General features: G+C 32.9%; 19 protein-coding genes and 1 tRNA gene. All 20 read left to right on the top strand.

Going from position 1 to position 17,471, the window contains the following annotated elements:
- Window positions 1-485 precede the first annotated feature (485 nt).
- The gene (locus tag SOR77_RS03880; RefSeq protein WP_320635873.1) at window positions 486-794 is read left to right on the top strand and encodes a hypothetical protein; all 309 of its coding nucleotides are present in this window, start codon (window positions 486-488) and stop codon (window positions 792-794) included.
- A 10-nt stretch (window positions 795-804) separates the two neighbouring features.
- Window positions 805-1,839, top strand: coding sequence for a V-type ATPase subunit (locus tag SOR77_RS03885; protein WP_320635874.1), 1,035 nt, complete (start codon window positions 805-807; stop codon window positions 1,837-1,839).
- Entirely contained in the window at window positions 1,830-3,806 is a 1,977-nt protein-coding gene (locus SOR77_RS03890; RefSeq protein WP_320635875.1) for a V-type ATP synthase subunit I, read from the top strand. Before SOR77_RS03885 ends, SOR77_RS03890 begins: the two co-directional genes overlap by 10 nt.
- Window positions 3,797-4,216 carry an ATP synthase subunit C gene (locus SOR77_RS03895; RefSeq protein WP_004819137.1) on the top strand — a complete coding sequence of 140 codons (420 nt, stop codon included), beginning with the start codon at window positions 3,797-3,799 and terminating at the stop codon, window positions 4,214-4,216. Before SOR77_RS03890 ends, SOR77_RS03895 begins: the two co-directional genes overlap by 10 nt.
- A complete protein-coding gene (locus SOR77_RS03900; protein WP_320635876.1) occupies window positions 4,216-4,527 on the top strand; it encodes a V-type ATP synthase subunit F in 312 nt (103 codons plus the stop codon). The genes SOR77_RS03895 and SOR77_RS03900 overlap by 1 nt, the downstream gene beginning before the upstream one ends.
- Before the next feature lie 4 nt (window positions 4,528-4,531).
- Window positions 4,532-5,158: a hypothetical protein gene (locus tag SOR77_RS03905; RefSeq protein WP_320635877.1), complete on the top strand. Its 627-nt coding sequence runs from the start codon at window positions 4,532-4,534 to the stop codon at window positions 5,156-5,158.
- Window positions 5,151-6,935, top strand: a complete 1,785-nt coding sequence (locus SOR77_RS03910; RefSeq protein ID WP_320635878.1) for a V-type ATP synthase subunit A — start codon at window positions 5,151-5,153, stop codon at window positions 6,933-6,935. Before SOR77_RS03905 ends, SOR77_RS03910 begins: the two co-directional genes overlap by 8 nt.
- 4 nt (window positions 6,936-6,939) lie before the next feature.
- Window positions 6,940-8,307, top strand: a complete 1,368-nt coding sequence (locus SOR77_RS03915) for a V-type ATP synthase subunit B (protein WP_320635879.1) — start codon at window positions 6,940-6,942, stop codon at window positions 8,305-8,307.
- 9 nt (window positions 8,308-8,316) lie between these two features.
- A complete protein-coding gene (locus tag SOR77_RS03920) occupies window positions 8,317-8,934 on the top strand; it encodes a V-type ATP synthase subunit D (protein WP_320635880.1) in 618 nt (205 codons plus the stop codon).
- A gap of 143 nt (window positions 8,935-9,077) precedes the next feature.
- Complete coding sequence (gene aphA / locus SOR77_RS03925; RefSeq protein ID WP_320635881.1) at window positions 9,078-9,821, top strand: acid phosphatase AphA; 744 nt, start codon at window positions 9,078-9,080, stop codon at window positions 9,819-9,821.
- A gap of 88 nt (window positions 9,822-9,909) precedes the next feature.
- Window positions 9,910-11,253, top strand: coding sequence for an aminotransferase class I/II-fold pyridoxal phosphate-dependent enzyme (locus SOR77_RS03930; RefSeq protein ID WP_320635882.1), 1,344 nt, complete (start codon window positions 9,910-9,912; stop codon window positions 11,251-11,253).
- Window positions 11,250-11,864, top strand: a complete 615-nt coding sequence (gene tmk / locus SOR77_RS03935; RefSeq protein ID WP_320635883.1) for a dTMP kinase — start codon at window positions 11,250-11,252, stop codon at window positions 11,862-11,864. Before SOR77_RS03930 ends, tmk begins: the two co-directional genes overlap by 4 nt.
- Entirely contained in the window at window positions 11,861-12,187 is a 327-nt protein-coding gene (locus SOR77_RS03940) for a cyclic-di-AMP receptor (RefSeq protein WP_320635884.1), read from the top strand. Before tmk ends, SOR77_RS03940 begins: the two co-directional genes overlap by 4 nt.
- A gap of 3 nt (window positions 12,188-12,190) precedes the next feature.
- Entirely contained in the window at window positions 12,191-12,475 is a 285-nt protein-coding gene (locus SOR77_RS03945) for a cyclic-di-AMP receptor (protein ID WP_320635885.1), read from the top strand.
- Entirely contained in the window at window positions 12,475-13,374 is a 900-nt protein-coding gene (locus SOR77_RS03950) for an ATP-binding protein (RefSeq protein WP_320635886.1), read from the top strand. The genes SOR77_RS03945 and SOR77_RS03950 overlap by 1 nt, the downstream gene beginning before the upstream one ends.
- The gene (locus SOR77_RS03955; RefSeq protein ID WP_320635887.1) at window positions 13,374-14,267 is read left to right on the top strand and encodes a stage 0 sporulation family protein; all 894 of its coding nucleotides are present in this window, start codon (window positions 13,374-13,376) and stop codon (window positions 14,265-14,267) included. Before SOR77_RS03950 ends, SOR77_RS03955 begins: the two co-directional genes overlap by 1 nt.
- A gap of 24 nt (window positions 14,268-14,291) precedes the next feature.
- Window positions 14,292-16,340, top strand: a complete 2,049-nt coding sequence (locus tag SOR77_RS03960; protein ID WP_320635888.1) for an MFS transporter — start codon at window positions 14,292-14,294, stop codon at window positions 16,338-16,340.
- Window positions 16,341-16,395: 55 nt separating this feature from the next.
- Window positions 16,396-16,668: a hypothetical protein gene (locus SOR77_RS03965; RefSeq protein WP_004819113.1), complete on the top strand. Its 273-nt coding sequence runs from the start codon at window positions 16,396-16,398 to the stop codon at window positions 16,666-16,668.
- Between the two features lie 27 nt (window positions 16,669-16,695).
- Window positions 16,696-17,178, top strand: a complete 483-nt coding sequence (locus tag SOR77_RS03970) for a ferritin (RefSeq protein ID WP_320635889.1) — start codon at window positions 16,696-16,698, stop codon at window positions 17,176-17,178.
- Window positions 17,179-17,296: 118 nt separating this feature from the next.
- Window positions 17,297-17,372, top strand: a tRNA-Lys gene (locus tag SOR77_RS03975).
- Window positions 17,373-17,471: the final 99 nt, after the last annotated feature.

Raw genomic sequence — 17,471 nt, forward strand, 5'->3', positions numbered from 1 at the left:
CCACAATGAGGACAGATAGACATCTTAGAAACAAAAAGATGAACATGGACAAATTCATTATCCTCATTAAAACTATCAAAAACTACATCTTTAAAACCAAACAAATTCATAATATTATTATTTTGCACTTATATGCACATCTTAAATTTGGTTTTAGTTATTTTAAGTTTAGGACTAAATGCATATAAGTGCAAATTTTTTATACAAAAACATCTGTTAGAGATTTACTCCCCAACAGATATTATAGAGCCTTAATATAAACTTAGAAACTCAGATTTTACAATGTTTGGGCATATCTATAAATTTTAATTATTAAAAGATAAAAAAGACTTATTGAAAATTGGCTAAAAAATAGAAAAAATAATTTGCATTATTAAATTAAAAGGAGTACACTCAAGATGATTTATGAAAAGTGAAAATTTTGCAATTAGAAAATAGCGACCATTGGCCGGTCGTTTTTTTAAATTAAAGGAAGGTGATGTATTTTGGAAGAATTGATTCAACAGATACTTAGTTTAGACAAAAAAACTAAAGAGTTTACCAATAAAGCCGAGAGAGAATTAGAAGAGTCGAAAGCTGAAATTCAAAATATGCTAAATAATTTTGAATTAAAAAGCCATGAAGAAGCTAAGAAAAGAGCTATAGAAAGGTATGACAGAGTGTACAGTGAGGCAATGGCGAAAGTAGACAGCATTTCTGAAGAAAATCAGAAGAGGTTAAAAGATGTGGAATCAATTTATCGAGAAAATAAAGAAGAATTGATAACTAAGGCGATTAAACTTTTAGAGCTGTAGAGGTGAGAGTGTGAATTATGCTGCTGTAAATACAAAGGCAAGAGCCGTATATGCTAAATATATAAAACAAAGTCCTCAATTACAATTGTTGGGAATAGATACATCAAAGGCAGCCTTAGCTAAGCTCAATGAGTTATGGAAACTTGATATTGAATTACCAAGTGGAAAAGAAACAATAGATTTATATGAAGTAAATAAGCAGATGGAACACAAAGTATATGAAGAATTAAAGAATTTTCTTTATTTTTTTCAAGGTGAAGAGAGAAAATTCTACAGTGGTCTTTTAGAGAGATACAAAATAAGAGACATAAAGAGAATTTTTAGAACTATAGTACACGGTGAAAATAGGAATCTTTTGAGAGAGAGTCTTGTAGCACTAAATCCTACAATAATTCCGGAAGATGGAGATTGGAAAGCTGAGAAGTTTATCGAAACTTTAAAAGGCACTGACTATGCCAGAAAGCTAATGGTGTACACTGACATTCCAGATGACAGAATATTATTTTATATAGAGATGACTTTGGATAAGAGTTATTATGAAAATTTAATTGAAAGAGCAAAGAAACTTAGTGGCTCAAGTTCAAAGTTGGCATTGAGCTTAATCGGTCATCATATAGATTTGTTAAATATAACCTATTTATACAGGGGGAAAAAGACATATTCTATATTGCCACAGGAAATGGTAAATTTCTTAATAGATGGTGGAGAAAAACTATCAAGGCAAAAATTATCTATTTTGGCATACGAGGATATAAAAGAATTTTTAAAGATTATAGCAGATACCAAATTTAGCTTCTTATTCCCAGGAGGAAGAGAAGCTGCAAATATGGATATAAGAATGGAACGTGATTTATATACAAAATTTTTAAATGCATATCAAACAAGTGGTTTTGATATAGGGAAAATTCTTTCAATAACTTTATTGATGGAATTACAAATTAGAGATGTCTCCACAGTATTAGAAGGAAAGAGATTGGGGATTAACTCAAATATTGTAAGGGATCTTTTGACAATCCCGTTAAAGGAAGGTGAAGTATGGCAGTAGAAAAAATGGTCATGCTTAATGTAGTAGGAAAGCTTGATGACTTAGAAAATATATTGTTGGATATATTAAAAAGTGAGTCTATAGATATGGTAGATGCCATGACGCAGCTTTCAAAGAACAATGCCATTTATGAATTGAACGCTGAAAATGTGGATATGATTGTGGATTTGAACAATCTTGGGCCATTTGTCGCTGATAATAACAACAGAAAGAGAACGCAACAAGCGAGACAATTGATGGAATATTTTGGCATTGAAAATCTTGAAGCTGAGCAAGAGGGATCAAGTGAATATACTGAAAAAGATTTTGATAAATTATATGAAGAAACTGCTAATTTACGTAAGGAAATAGAAGACATAAACAAGAGATTAGAAGTTTCTCAGGGAATTAGTCAAAACTTGGCATTATTTAGAAATGTTGATGTCGACTTAAGAGAACTAAAAAATATGGAGTATTTTACAGCTCGATTCGGAAGAATTGAAAAAGCTGCAAGGCTTAAGCTAAAAGAAAATTACGACCATATTTTAGCGGCAGTTTTTCATACAGGTTCATATGAAAATGAAGAAGTATATTTGGCGATATATCCAAATGAAGTTCATGAGGAAATAGACAGAATATTGAGTTCTCTACATTGGATAGACGTTCCAATTTTAGAGTATTCACAAGGAACTGCCAAAGAAACTTTAAATCAAATTGAAGCTGAGGCAGCTGCATTAAACAACAGACTTGAAGAAATAGAAGTGGAAAAACAAACTCTTTACAAGAGTAAAACTGAAGAAATTCATAAAATTTTAGCTAGAATGTTGGTGCTTGGAAGAATTGAAGAAGCTAAGTCTAAAATGGCTAAAGCTAAAAAATACTTCCTACTATCAGGATGGGCAAGCGAAGATGGATTTAAAGAAGTAAAGGAACAGTTAGAAAAATATTCTGACACATTAATTACAGCGGTAGATGCTGATGGAGAAGATATAATTTTCAAACCACCTACAAAGCTAAAAAACAATTCTTTTTTTAAACCGTTTGAGCTCTTAGTTAGAATGTATGGAGTTCCAAACTATAATGAAATCGACCCTACAGTATTTTTGGGAATCACTTATATGATTCTATTTGGGGCGATGTTTGGTGATTTAGGACAAGGTTTAGTATTTTTCTTGGCAGGAATTCTTTTAAAGAAAAAACTTAAAAATGATATGGGACCTCTTTTGATGAGACTTGGTGCCAGCAGTATGGTATTCGGTGTGCTCTACGGTTCTGTGTTTGGAAACGAAGAGATAATTCAACCTCTATGGATAAGACCTTTTGAAAACATAAATCAAGTGCTTATCATGGCGATATCTTTTGGGGTGTTTTTACTTGTAATGGCATATGTTATGAATTTCATAAATGCCTTTAGAAATAAGGATTTAAATCAAGGATTGTTTGGTGAACACGGACTCCTTGGATTTGTAGTGTTTGTAATGCTTATTTTCTTGCTCTTAGATGCGACAGGCTATGTGCACGTGATACCTACACCAGTTGCAATAGGAGTCTTGATTTTATCAATACTTGCAATGATATTTAGAAAGCCTATACTTTCAAAGATATATAAACAAGAAGTAAGTTATGAAGAAGGTAAGGCAGGTTATTTTATAGAAAGTTCTTTTTCAATAATAGAACTTTTAATTTCAACTTTGTCAGGGATTGTTTCTTTTATCAGAGTTGGGGCATTTGCGATAAACCACGTAGGTTTGTTTATGGCTTTCCACACAATGGCTGAAATGGCAAACCATACAGTTGGAAATGTCTTGATATTGGTTTTGGGAAACATTTTAATTATTGGATTAGAAGGGCTTATAGTGTTTATTCAAGGTCTTAGACTTGAATATTACGAATTATTTAGTCGTTATTACCAAGGTAGCGGAGTTGAATTTAGCTCAGATAAGATTAACTTTAGAAATACAGAAAGAGGAGGAAAAAAATGGAAATGATTTTAATTTTAGCATCACTTGTAGTGTTTGCGACTATATTTTATGGACTTGTTTTAATAGAAAAGGGGATTGGCGGAGACAGACCAAGACTTAAGAAACTTTTGAGGTCTAATCTGGCTGTTTTTATACCTACAATAGTTGCAGCCTTTGTGCTTCTTGTACCAGGAGCAGTAAGTGCAGCAACTGAACCTACAGGAGTTAATGGACTTGGATTAATTGCAGCTGCACTTTCAACAGGTATGGCGACAATTGGTACCGGTTATGCAGTGGGCGTAGTTGGTTCAGCTGCGTTAGGAGCTGTTTCGGAAGATGATTCTATATTAGGTAAGACACTTATCTTTGTAGGCTTAGCAGAAGGTATAGCAATTTATGGACTTATCATCTCAATAATGATTTTAGGTAAACTTTAATGAAATCCATCGCAATAAGCAGAAATTATGAGCTTCTTGTGGCATTGAGAATGAGTGGTTTTGAAGGGATATTTTGTAAAGATGTCAATATTTTGAAGAGGGAATTCAAAGATGCCCTTAAACAAAACCAAATAGGTATAATTTTATTGTCTGAAGATGATTTTCAAGAGATGAGAGAAGAAGTCTTTGAGGCTAAGAAGAAAAAAAGAGGACCATTAATAGTTACACTTCCTGGACGTGGTGGATTTAAAGAACAAGATTTTATATTGAAGTATGTTAAGGAAGCTGTGGGTCTAAAATTAGATAGGTGATAAGATGATATTAATTGAAAATAAATTGGAAATGTTTGAGAATGTCGTCTATAAAAATCGTGTTACTGAATTCCAAAAGAAAATTGCACAGTGGGAAAATGAAAGAGACCGTATAAGAAAAGAAAAAGAGGACTCTCTTGAAAGAGAAGCTGCTGATATGATATCGAGAAGAGAAAAGCTTGCAAAAGAACTTGGAAATGAAAAAATTGCCAAGGCAAAGGAAGAAAAAAGGGTTTTAGAGCTTAGAATTATGAATGAATTAGAAGATGATTTAATTCAAACTATAAGACAAAGAGCTTGGGCTTGGACGGATTCTTATGAATACAAGAAACACCTTATAGACGGTATAATAGTTACCTTTAATCATTTGAAAGAGGGAACATACAGATTAGGTCTTACTAAAAAAGATATGGGAAAATACTATGATGAAATTGAAAAAATAGCTGGTGAAAGAGGAATAAAGTTAATACCGGTTATAAAAAAAGATTGGATGATAGGTGGACATATCTTGAGTAATGAAGCTAAGACTTATAATTTAAATAATGATATATACACTATTATTGAAGAAAAAAGATATGAAATAGGGATGCTTTTGCATGATCTCTTCAAGAAGGAGGCAGCAAATGTCTGAACAAGCTAAAATAGTTAAGATAAACGGTCCGGTAGTAGTTGGAGAACCTATGTCTACTTTTGCAATGCGTGAAATGGTTCAAGTTGGGAACAAAAAGCTAATTGGAGAAGTAATAGCCATTCAGGGAGATAAAGGTATAGTTCAAGTTTATGAAGAGACAGAAGGACTTAAGAGAGATGAAGAAATCTATGCTACTCACGCTCCGCTTTCGGTACGTCTTGGACCTGGTATGTTATCAAATATGTTTGATGGGATTGAACGTCCACTAAACAGAATAGAAGCAGAACACGGGGCATTCATACCGGAAGGTATAGGACTTAGCAATTTAGATTTAGAGAAAAAATGGCACTTGAAACCTGCAATAAATGTGGGAGATATTGTAACTGGAGGAGAAATATTTGGAGAAGTTGAAGAAACACAGATAATTACTCACAAAGTTTTGATACCTCCAAATGTATCGGGAAAAGTTACATGGGTTATAGAAGAAGGCGACTATAACATAGTAGAAACTGTAGTGAAAGTTGAAAATGAAAGTGGCGTTATAGAAGTTGCAATGAGTCATGAATGGCCGGTGCGTGTACCAAGACCGGTAAGGGAATTTAAAGATGCAAATACATTGCTTGTAACAGGACAACGTGTCTTAGATGTATTTTTCCCAATCGCTAAAGGCGGTACAGTTGCTATACCTGGAAGCTTTGGTACAGGAAAGACAATGACACAACATCAAATTGCAAAGTATTGTGATGCAGACATCATAGTATACATTGGTTGCGGTGAGCGTGGGAATGAAATGACAGAAGTTTTGGAGGATTTTCCTAAACTAATTGACCCATATAGCGAAAAACCTTTGATGGATAGGACAATCTTGATTGCAAATACTTCAAATATGCCGGTTGCAGCTCGAGAAGCATCAATTTACACAGGCATTACTATGGCGGAATATTTTAGAGATCAAGGTTATAATGTTGCAATGATGGCAGATTCTACTTCACGTTGGGCAGAAGCTTTACGTGAAATCTCAGGGCGTCTTGAAGAAATGCCGGCTGAAGAGGGATATCCAGCTTATTTGCCAAGTAGAATAGCAGGTTTTTATGAAAGAAGTGGTTCAGCGGTTACTTTATCAGGGAAAGATGGTTCAGTTACTACAATAGGGGCTGTTTCTCCAGCTGGTGGGGACTTCTCAGAACCCGTAACAGAAAATACAAGAAGATTTGTAAATACTTTCTTAGCGCTTGATAAAGACCTTGCATATAGCAGACACTATCCAGCTATACATTGGTTAGATTCTTATTCAGGGTATGTTTCAAGCTTATCTAACTACTATGATAATAGACTTGAAGGGAATTTACCTGAACTTAGAAGTAAGTTTTTGGGAATACTTCACGAAGAATCAAAACTTCAAGAAATTGTAATGCTTGTTGGAGAAGATGTTCTTCCAGATAAAGAGAGATTTTTACTTGAAATAGCAAGAATAACAAAGGTTGGATTTTTACAACAAAATGCTTTCCACAAAATAGATGCATTTGTACCACTTGAAAAGCAATTTGAAATGTTAAATACAATAGACATACTCTACAGGGAGGGGATGTCTGTGTTGGATTTGGGAGTATCAATTTCAGAAGTTAAAAACAGTAGTTTGATTTCAGAAATAATAAATATGAAATACGATATAACTAATGAAGATTATGCACCTTTCACTATTTTGAACAACAAAATTCGTGAGTTTTATAGGGGCTTGAGAATGCAATACTCAGACCCTGATGAGATAGAGGAGTGATAGTATGAAAAAAGAATATTTGATTTTAGATAAAGTCGAAGGTTCTCTTGTAGAACTATCAGGTCTTCATCACGTAGCTTATGGAGAAATAGTTAGTTTATCTGTCAAAGGTAAATCTGAAAATATAGTAGGCCGTATAATAGGTATAGATGGAGATAAGGCAACTGTTCAAGTTTTTGGAGAATCTATGGGAATCTCCACAACAAACACAAAAGTTGTATTTGAAGGCAAGCCTTTTGAAATACCTATGTCAAGTGAGATATTGGGAAGAATATTTAATGGTATAGGTATAGCGAGAGATAAAGGAGGACCTATTTATTCTGATAAGTTCTATAATGTAAACGGTCGTCCTATGAATCCTGTTGCCAGAGAGTATCCAAGAAACTATGTTGAAACGGGAATAAGGTCAATAGATTCTCTAATGACTTTAATTCGTGGACAAAAGCTTCCAATTTTCTCGGGCTCAGGACTTCCACACAATGAACTCGCTGCGCAAATAGTAAGACAAGCTCACATAGTTGGCGAAGATAGCGAATTTGCAGTTATATTTTGTGGAATGGGTTTGAAGAGAGAAGTTGCCAGTTTCTTTATAGATAACTTTATGGAAGCTGGAGTAATGGATAAGGTAGTAATGTACTTGAACTATGCAGATGACCCAATTATGGAGAGAATTATAGCTCCTAAATGTGCTCTTACTGCAGCTGAGTACTTAGCCTTTGAAGAACACAGACACGTGCTTGTAATTATGACAGATATGACAAGTTATGGAGAAAGTTTGAGAGAGGTAAGTTCTCAAAGAAGTGAAGTGCCTTCAAGAAAGGGATATCCAGGATATCTATATTCTGATTTGGCGGCAATTTATGAAAGAGCTGGAATGGTTAAAGGTGTAGAAGGTTCTGTAACTTTAATTCCAATTTTAACAATGCCTTCAGATGATATCACACACCCTATCCCAGACCTTACAGGATACATTACAGAGGGCCAAATAGTAATGAGTAGGGACTTACATCAACAAGGTATTTATCCACCGGTAGATGTACTACCATCTCTTTCACGTCTTATGAAAGACGGTATAGGCGAAGAATATACAAGAGATGACCACCCAGATGTTTCCGCACAACTTTTTGCCTCATATTCAAGAGTAATAGAAGTTCGTGCGCTTGCTCAAATAATAGGACAAGAAGAACTTAGTGAAGACGATAAGAAGTTATTACAGTTCGGAGAAAGATTTGAAAAAGAATTTGTAGGCCAAGGATTCCACGAAAATTCCAGTATGGAGCAGACGCTTGATAAGGCATGGGAACTATTGAAAATATTGCCTAAGGAAATGCTTGTTAGAATTGATCCTAAGATTCAAGCGAAGTATCTATAGGAGGATATTATGGCAAAGAAAATGACAGCTACAAAGGCAAACCTTATAAAAGTGAAGGAGTCTTTATCTTTTGCCAAAAAGGGATATAGCCTTTTAGATAAAAAACGTACTGTACTAATTAGAGAAATGATGAGGTTAAATGAAAGAGCCATAAAAATTCAAGAGGACATAGAAGAGAGTTTTAAAAAATCTTACGACTCATTGACAATGGCTTCAGTTACTATGGGTTGGGAATCTGTAGTTGACCTTTCGCTTTCAATGCCAAAAGAAGAAGAGTACAAAGTTGGTTACAGGTCTGTAATGGGAGTTGAAATTCCTGAAATACACTATAGTAAGTACAATCCAAGAAGTACATTTAGTATCTATGAGACATCTTTTGCTTTTGACAAAGTATATCTTGAGATGAATGAGCTCAGAGAAAAAATTTATGAGCTTGCAGAAATAGAAACTAGTTTGTATAAACTTGGAAAGGAAATTAAAAAGAGTGTTAAGAGAGCGAATGCTCTTGAAAAAATTCAAATTCCTAAACAAGAAAAGACATTGAAAGAAATTGAAGATGTTTTAGCCGAAAAAGAAAGAGAAGACTTTTTCAGACTTAAGAGAGTTAAAGGAAAAGTTGAAGAATAATAAATATGAGGTAGCTTGTCAGTTTGGCAGACTACCTTTTTTAATTTAAATGGAATGAAAATTTGATAAAATTAAAATCAATTATTAAAAATACGTTTACATAATAAATCAATGATGATATAGTATGGTAAAGGAGTGGTAGTATGAATATAAAAAATAAGATTTTGAAGACAGGTACAATTTTAACTTTAGCTGTAACATTAGCAGCACCTATGGTATCGTTTGCTGCCGGACCTAAAGTTAGATATACTCAACCGGGAGTTACTGTTCAAAGTGACGCTGCATTTATAAAATATGTATCAGTGGAAGATATTAAAAACTCTTTGAAGGACAAGGGACCGATTAATGTAAGTTTTGATATAGACGATACATTACTTTTCTCAAGTCAATATTTCCAATATGGAAAAACAGTACTTACTCCAGGAAAGTTTGATTTCTTAAAAGACCAAAAGTTCTGGGACTATGTTGCACTCGAAGGAGATGCTCATTCAATTCCTAAATTATCTACGAAAGAAATAATAAAGATGCATATGGAAAGAGGAGACAACATATTCTTTATAACAGGTAGAACAAGAGGAAGTATGTATAAAGAAGGCTATGTTGATAAAACTGCAAACAATTTGAAAAATTATTTTAATATGCAAAAAGTAAATCCTATTGACTATACAGCAGATACTCCAAGAGAAGGATTTAAATATGACAAATCTTACTTCATAAAGAAACACAATGTTGCTATTCACTACGGAGATAGTGATGATGATGTCTTAGCAGCTAAAGAAGTTGGCGTTAGACCAATCAGAATATTTAGAGCACCAAATTCAACTAATATGCCACTACCTCAAGCAGGTGGATATGGAGAAGAAGTGCTTAGAAATTCAGCATTTTAAAATTAATATTTAAAGGATTTCTTTTAACGAGAAGTCCTTTTTTGTTTTAAACATCGAAATAATTTTTAAAATTAATTATAATGTAATTATGAAAAGATATATTTTTGAAGCATTAAAAAATTTGAGAGGACAAAGTGCATTTTCAATGCCGGGGCACAAGTCCAAAGATATATATGATTTTGATTTTAGAGATGATATAACAGAGGTTGTTGGCGCAGATAATTTGATGGAGCCTGAAGAGTGCATCCTAAAAAGTGAAGAAGAGATAGCTAAAATTTATGGGGTCAAGAGAAGTTACTTCATAACAGAGGGCTCGACAATGGCGTTAAAGATAGCAATCTCACTTTTGACAAAGTCCAATGATACAATTTTGATACAGAGAAATTCTCATAAGTCGATATACAATAGTGCAGTGCAATTTGATTTGAATTTAGAATTTATAAATCCAAAGTTTGATGAAGAAAGACAACTTTTATTGGGAGTTGACCCAATTGAATTGGATAAAAAATTAAAATCTAATAGAAATATAAAGTTGGTTGTATTAACAAGCCCTAACTATTATGGAATGATTTTGAATTTGAAAGAACTTTCTGAAATTGTTCACAACAATGGGTGTAAATTGATAGTTGATGAGGCTCACGGGGGACATTTAATTTTTTCAAGACAGAGAGAGCTGTCGGCTGTTAGATATGCAGACGTGATTGTGCATTCTACACACAAGACATTGCCAAGCTTGACCGGCTCAGCAATGCTACACGTAAATTGTGATATAGAGCATAAAAAAGTTTTAAAGATGATGAATTTATTGATGTCATCTTCTCCATCTTATCTTTCTATGTTATCTAGTGAATTTGGAATTGATTATTTAGAAAGAAATGGCGGATTTGGTGAAATAGAGAAAGAAGTAAAAGAGTTTAAAGAAAATTTAAAGGGAATAGTTGAATTTTTGGAAGTAGAAGATAACTCTATTGCCGATATAGATATTTTAAAACTTGCTTTTAGAACTAAAGGTCACAGTGGGCTTAACGTTGTTAATGAGTTGGCTTTACGATATAATATAAGATTAGAAATGGGTGATTTATACTACGCCCTCTGTATTTTATCGGTAGTCGATGAAACGGAAGATTTTAATTACTTAGAAAAAGCTTTGAAAGATATTTCTGTTGGAGTTTATCAAAATATCGATAAGAAATATAGAGAGATAGTGCCTAAAGTTGTAATGTCACCTAAGAAAGCTTTTGAAAGTGATACTGAATTGGTGGAAGTAGAAGATGCCATAGGGAAAATTTCAAGTGAGATAGTAATGCTCTATCCGCCTGGAGTGCCTATTATATCTTATGGAGAAGAGTTTACAAGAGAAATTGTGGCTGAACTTAAGAGATATCCTAAACTTTCAGGAGTTGCAAATAATAAGGTAGAGGTAGTTAAATGAGAGGTTTGTTTATAGCTTTCGAAGGCCCTGATGGGTGTGGGAAAACTACAATTGCAAATAAAGTTTATGAAGAACTTTCACGAAAGTTTAATTGTTTGAAGACTAGGGAACCAGGTGGGACTGAAATTTCAGAGAAGATTAGAGATTTTATATTAGACAATAACAATGTTGAAATGACATCAAGAACAGAAGCTCTTTTATATGCAGCCTCTAGAGCTCAACATGTTGAACAGTTGATAGAACCGGCATTAAAAATGGGTAAAATAGTTATATGCGAAAGATTTATAGTATCTTCATTAGTATATCAGGGTTATGCGAGAGGTCTTGGGGAAAGACAAGTACAAGAGATAAACGATTTTGCTGTTGGAGAAGTTTCGCCGGATATAACGTTTTTATTTGATGTAAAGAAAAATAATTCTGTTGAGAGAAAGTTAAAAGTTGGAGGAGATAGACTTGAACTGGAAAAGGGAGAGTTTCACTCTAAAGTAAGAGAAGGCTATGAGAGTTTGATTAAAAGTGGCAGATATACTGTAATAGATGCAACACAGTCAGTTGAAGAAGTTTTTAAAAACTGTATGGATGTCATTTTGGAAAGGTTGGATAGAAAATGAAGTTAATAATTTCAATTATTCAAGATGTTGATGCCGAAAAGTTAACAGAAGAAATCACTAAAGCAGGATTTAGAGTTACTAGGATGAGCACTACTGGAGGATTTTTAAAGAGCGGGAATTCAACTCTTTTATCCGGTGTAGAAGATGATAAAGTTGATGAATATTTAACAGTTGTAAAAAATAATGCAAAGACAAGGGAAGTTACAAGAACTATACAGACTATAAATATACCGGGAACTGCAATGTTACCTATGCCTATAAAGGTTACTGTTGGTGGAGCTACTTCATTTGTTTTACACGTAGAAGATTTTAAGAGGTTTTAGATTATGAAAATGATGATTGCGATAGTGCAAGAGAAGTTTATAGATGAAATCATGGATAGATTTTATGATGAGGGAGTTTATGTAACAAAGATTTCTTCATCAGGAGGATTTTTCAAAAATGGGAACTCAACTCTACTTTTAGGGTGCGAAGAGTCTGAAATTGAAAAAGTTTATTCTATATTTAAAGAAATTACTAAAGAAGAACGTATTGAAACTGAACAAGGTAAATTTAATGTTTCAGGAGCTACAATTTTTGTAGTAGATGTTGAAGATAATTTGAGAATTTAATGTTAATAGATTTCGTAGGAAATAGAGATGCAAAGCAGGAACTTGAAAAGAATATAGAAACTGGGGATATAAACCACGCTTATTTATTTGTTGGAAGTGAGGGGGTTGGGAAATTTACACTAGCTAAAGCTTTTGCCAAGAAAATTTTGGGAGATAGCACCTTAGATTTACACGTTGTAAGAGGAAATTCCATCAAAAAGGAACAAATCGAGGAACTTATAAGTGAAGCTAAGAAGAATCCATTTTCTGGAAAGTATAAAGTGTTTATCATAGATGGTTTTGAAAATGTGAGTGTAAGTGGACAAAATGCACTATTAAAGACATTGGAAGAGCCTGAGGAGTATTTGAAGATAATTTTGATAGCAAAGTCAATTTCAAATATACTTCCAACAATAGCTTCGAGGAGTAGATTTATAAAGTTTAAAGATGTTGATGATGAAGAAATAAGTGATTTCCTAGTGAACAATATAGGACTTGACAGTCAAAATGCAAATTTATTTTCAAGAATATCGGTGGGCTCTGTAAAAAGAGCAATGAAATATGCTACTGATCCATCTGCTATAGCATTTAGAGATAAAAGTTTTGAATTAATAGACAGACTTATAAATTTAAATACAGACCCTTTTAGAGAAATGGGATTTTTTGAAGAAAACAAAGAAAATTTAGAGGAATTTTTTAATATATATAGTATCTTTTTAAGAGATGTAATAATATTTAATGAGAATGTGAGCGAGTCTTTTTATATAAACATAGATAAGCTAAACTACATTCAAAAGCAAAATATATCAACTAAACAAGCCCTTGAAATATATAGACAAATTCAAAGGACGAAAAAATATTTAAAAGATAACGCAAATTTTGAGTTGACCATAGGGCAGCTCTTTATAGGAGGAATATAGTGTTAGACGTAGTTGGCGTCAGGTTTAAGAAAACAGGTAAAATTTATTACTTTGACCCTAAATCAACTGGTGCAAAGATCGAAGATGACGTAATAGTAGAAACGATAAGAGGATTGGAATTTGGAAGGGTTGTAATAAAGAAAGAGATTGATGAAGAAGAGATAAAATCAGATCTAAAATCAGTTTTAAGAATAGCAACAGATGAAGATAAATCTGAACATATAGACAACAGAAATAAAGCAAGGGAAGCCATGCTCATATTTGAAGATAGAGCAGAGCACCATAATTTGAAGATGAACCTTATAAATGCTGAATATACTTTTGATAAGTCAAAACTACTATTCTATTTTACGGCAGAGGGAAGAGTAGATTTTAGAGAACTTGTCAGGGATTTGGCTACAATCTTTAGAACAAGAATAGAGCTTAGACAGATAGGTGTGAGAGATGAAGCTAAAGTAGTAGGAGCTCTTGGGTGTTGCGGAAGAGAGACTTGCTGTTCTTCATTCTTGTCAGAATTCAACCCTGTGTCTATAAAAATGGCAAAAGACCAAGGACTTTCTCTAAATCCTGTTAAAATTTCAGGAGTATGTGGAAGACTTATGTGTTGCTTAAAGTATGAACAAGATGGATATGAGTGCATAATAAAGAGAATGCCTAAAATTGGAGAAGTTGTTGAAACTGAACAAGGGAAAGGTACTGTAATATCAACTTACATGATTCAAGAATTGGTAAAAGTTATGTTTTCAGACGAAGAAGATTCAGAAATAGAACTTTATGAGATAAGTGAAGTTAAGAGAACGGGTAAATTTAATAAAAAGTATCTAGGGATGACTTCCACACTAAAGGATGAAGAAGCAAGGCCTGAAGAATTAAAAGAACTTGAGAAGGAGTGATGGGCGGGTGAACCGCCTTTTTTTATGAAGATTAAAGTAATATTGATACGGTTACTTGCAAAAATTCAAAGTTTTTTAAGAAATCAATACGGCAGAATAAAGCCGGCAGAGAGAATTTTAAAAGCTATTTTTGCAGGATTATTGGCTACAAATGTATATTTTTATATAACTGATTTGGGAGTTCCGTTAATTGCAGCATTTATAGGAAGTTCGGTAGTGCTATATATAATAATAAGCATTTGTTTTTTTATTTTAAAAATATTGACCATATTTATTAATCGAATTAAGACTTCAAATCTTGCAATGCTCTGCATTGGAATTTTTATTTGCTATAAATTTATAGATGACGTTGCAGATGAAATGGACTGGTCACAGTTTGAAGAAATATTAGCGGCATTTGTAAGTGCTTTGATTTTGATGATATTTGCAAAGAGCATAAGTGCTTCAAAAAACAAAAAAGTTTTACCAATTGTAACAATGCTATTAACAACTGTGGTAGTTGGATTAACATCTATATTTATAATTTATCCGGGGGTTGAAAATAAACCTGATTTTGAAAATGTGGCAGATAAAACTATTGAAGAAAATATAATATATTCAGCAGAGTACAAAGATTATCAAGGGGATAGTGTTAATTTGAGACCTTATGTTAAGTATTCCGGAAGGACTAAGTGGGTAAGAGATAAATATTTTTCTAAGACACTTAGTGAAGTTCCAATAAAGGGAAGACTTTGGTATCCTGAGGGAGCTACCAATGTACCGCTTGTAATTTTGGCCCATGGCAATCACAGATTTACAACTCCGAGTTATAAAGGCTATGACTATCTTGGGAAGCAATTGGCAAGACAGGGGATAGCAATGGCAAGTGTAGATATGAACATGCTAAACGGATTTTCTAAATTTGGATTAAAAAATGAAAATGATGCAAGGGCATATTTATTGTTGGACAATTTGGAATATTTGATAAAGAATAGTGAAACCAAAACTGAATTTGAAAATTTATTCGACAGAAATCAAATTGCATTTATAGGACACTCAAGAGGAGGAGAAGCAGCGAGCATTGCTGCTGAGTTATTAAATTTAAAATATAACCCTGACAATGGGGAAAAAATAAAGTATGACTTTAAAACTAAAGCAGTAGTTGCAATTGCTCCAACTGTGGACCAATATAATTTTGCAAATAAAGACTTAAAGCTAAAAGGACTAAATTTTTTGACAATACACGGGACTCATGATTCTGATGTAGACGGTTTTGAAGGAATGAAATTATACAACAACACTTCATTGGATGATGGAAGATTTAAATCAGCAATATATCTAGGAAATGCAAACCACGGAAAGTTTAATAGCGAGTGGAAAATGGACACTGACCCGCCTAAATCATGGTTTTTAAACAGAGTTTCTCTTTTAAAATCAGAAGACCAACAAAACATTGCAAGTTTTTTGATAGGTGAATTTCTAAAAGCAAGTTTTTTCAATACCGGGGATTTGAATCTGATAAAAAATCCTGAGGAGTATAAAGAAATATCAACACCTGTGTGGAGCAGATATCAAAATTCGTCATTTGATGTGATAGCGAATTTTGATGAAGATTATGATTTAACTACATTTTCACATGGAAAGACAAGGTTTGATAAATTGAGTGTTACTGAAGAAAGTACATATATAGGTGATTTTGATACAGAAGATAATTCGCTTGTAATTAGTGGAAGTGGGGAGTATATTTTTAGCTTTGTAGATTATGTGCCAGGTAAAAAGTATTTGAGTTTAGACGTTATGACAAATGATAAAGAAGAAAATTACAGTGGAACGGATTTAGAAATTGAATTAGTAGATGATTTTGGAAATGCAAAAAGCGTTAAACTTGAAGACTATGCAAAGCTACAGCCTAAAATAAAAGTTGAAATTTCTAAATTCCAACAATTTACTGAAAATTATGATTATAACAGCTCTTTTAAAACGGTTAAAATACCTATGGAAGTTTTTAATATAGATAGGGATAAAATAAAATATATTAAATTAAAAGCTAATGATGTGGATATATCACTAGATAATTTAGGATATTCAGAATAAATAGTTTATTAAAGTTCAAAAGGGGTAAAAGTATTTCCAGAGAGGTAGATGACTAATGGATAACACTTTGTTAATTAACAAAATAAATATTCAAGAAACAGATGAAAAAAGAAATGTTTTCTTTTTGATTGGAGATATGGATAAAAATATTAAAATTCTGTTGGATAATTTTAATTCTGTGGAGTCTAAATATTATGGATTGGGAAAACTTAAATACAATGGAATGAGTTTAAATATCTTGACGAGTGAAATTCCTGAAGTTGTTGAAAAATTAGTTGAACTAAAAGTTAAACTTTATGGAGTATATGAACTTTATGGCTCAAATTAGTAGGGATTAGTGTAGGAGGAAAGAAATATGAGCAACTTAATAGAAAGTTTAAACGAACAAATGAATTTTGAAATTAGTAGTGCATATATTTACGCAGCTATGTCTTCTTATTGCAAGAGCAAGGGGATGGATGGATTCGCACACTTCATGAGCTTCCAAGCAAAAGAAGAATTAGAACATGCTATGGATTTTTATAAATTTATATTTCTTTTAGATTCAGTGCCGGTTTATGAGGCAATTGAAAAGCCGGAAGTTGAATATGGAAGCTTTACAAATTTATTTAAAACAGCGTTAGAGCATGAAAAAGAAGTTACAAAGAGAATTAGAAAACTTTATGAACAAGCAACTGTAGAAAAGAACTATGAAATTCTTGAATTCTTAGGCGGATATATAAAAGAACAAGTTGAAGAAGAAGCTACTTTTAGAGGAATTGTTGAAAAAATGGAAAGATTGGGAGAATCTTGGACAGGCTTGTACCGTTATGATTCTGAACTAGGAAGAAGAGAATAAATTAAAAGCATTAAAAGAGCCGATGCCCAGGCTCTTTTTTGATGTATAAATAAGTCTGGAAATAATACTTGACTTAACAAAAAAATGAGTGTAAAATGTTTTTTGTTATCAAACATGTGCACCTTTAGCTCAGTTGGTAGAGCAACTGACTCTTAATCAGTGGGCCCACGGTTCGAGTCCGTGAAGGTGCACCAGAATTATAACCTTGAAGTTTTTGCTTCAAGGTTTTTTTATGTACTTTTTTTAAAATTTAAACAATATATCAATTAAAGATGAAAATCTGTCTTAAATAG

Origin of the sequence: Peptoniphilus sp. (genome assembly GCF_034090345.1) — a bacterium.
Lineage (GTDB): Bacteria > Bacillota > Clostridia > Tissierellales > Peptoniphilaceae > Peptoniphilus.

Bases quoted from the DNA above. Each gene is read 5' to 3' on its own strand.
- SOR77_RS03890 (WP_320635875.1), top strand. From the start codon at position 1,830: ATGGCAGTAGAAAAAATGGTCATGCTTAATGTAGTAGGAAAGCTTGAT.
- SOR77_RS03895 (WP_004819137.1), top strand. From the start codon at position 3,797: ATGGAAATGATTTTAATTTTAGCATCACTTGTAGTGTTTGCGACTATA.
- SOR77_RS03900 (WP_320635876.1), top strand. From the start codon at position 4,216: ATGAAATCCATCGCAATAAGCAGAAATTATGAGCTTCTTGTGGCATTG.
- SOR77_RS03905 (WP_320635877.1), top strand. From the start codon at position 4,532: ATGATATTAATTGAAAATAAATTGGAAATGTTTGAGAATGTCGTCTAT.
- SOR77_RS03910 (WP_320635878.1), top strand. From the start codon at position 5,151: ATGTCTGAACAAGCTAAAATAGTTAAGATAAACGGTCCGGTAGTAGTT.
- SOR77_RS03915 (WP_320635879.1), top strand. From the start codon at position 6,940: ATGAAAAAAGAATATTTGATTTTAGATAAAGTCGAAGGTTCTCTTGTA.
- SOR77_RS03920 (WP_320635880.1), top strand. From the start codon at position 8,317: ATGGCAAAGAAAATGACAGCTACAAAGGCAAACCTTATAAAAGTGAAG.
- aphA (WP_320635881.1), top strand. From the start codon at position 9,078: ATGAATATAAAAAATAAGATTTTGAAGACAGGTACAATTTTAACTTTA.
- SOR77_RS03930 (WP_320635882.1), top strand. From the start codon at position 9,910: ATGAAAAGATATATTTTTGAAGCATTAAAAAATTTGAGAGGACAAAGT.
- tmk (WP_320635883.1), top strand. From the start codon at position 11,250: ATGAGAGGTTTGTTTATAGCTTTCGAAGGCCCTGATGGGTGTGGGAAA.
- SOR77_RS03940 (WP_320635884.1), top strand. From the start codon at position 11,861: ATGAAGTTAATAATTTCAATTATTCAAGATGTTGATGCCGAAAAGTTA.
- SOR77_RS03945 (WP_320635885.1), top strand. From the start codon at position 12,191: ATGAAAATGATGATTGCGATAGTGCAAGAGAAGTTTATAGATGAAATC.
- SOR77_RS03950 (WP_320635886.1), top strand. From the start codon at position 12,475: ATGTTAATAGATTTCGTAGGAAATAGAGATGCAAAGCAGGAACTTGAA.
- SOR77_RS03960 (WP_320635888.1), top strand. From the start codon at position 14,292: ATGAAGATTAAAGTAATATTGATACGGTTACTTGCAAAAATTCAAAGT.
- SOR77_RS03965 (WP_004819113.1), top strand. From the start codon at position 16,396: ATGGATAACACTTTGTTAATTAACAAAATAAATATTCAAGAAACAGAT.
- SOR77_RS03970 (WP_320635889.1), top strand. From the start codon at position 16,696: ATGAGCAACTTAATAGAAAGTTTAAACGAACAAATGAATTTTGAAATT.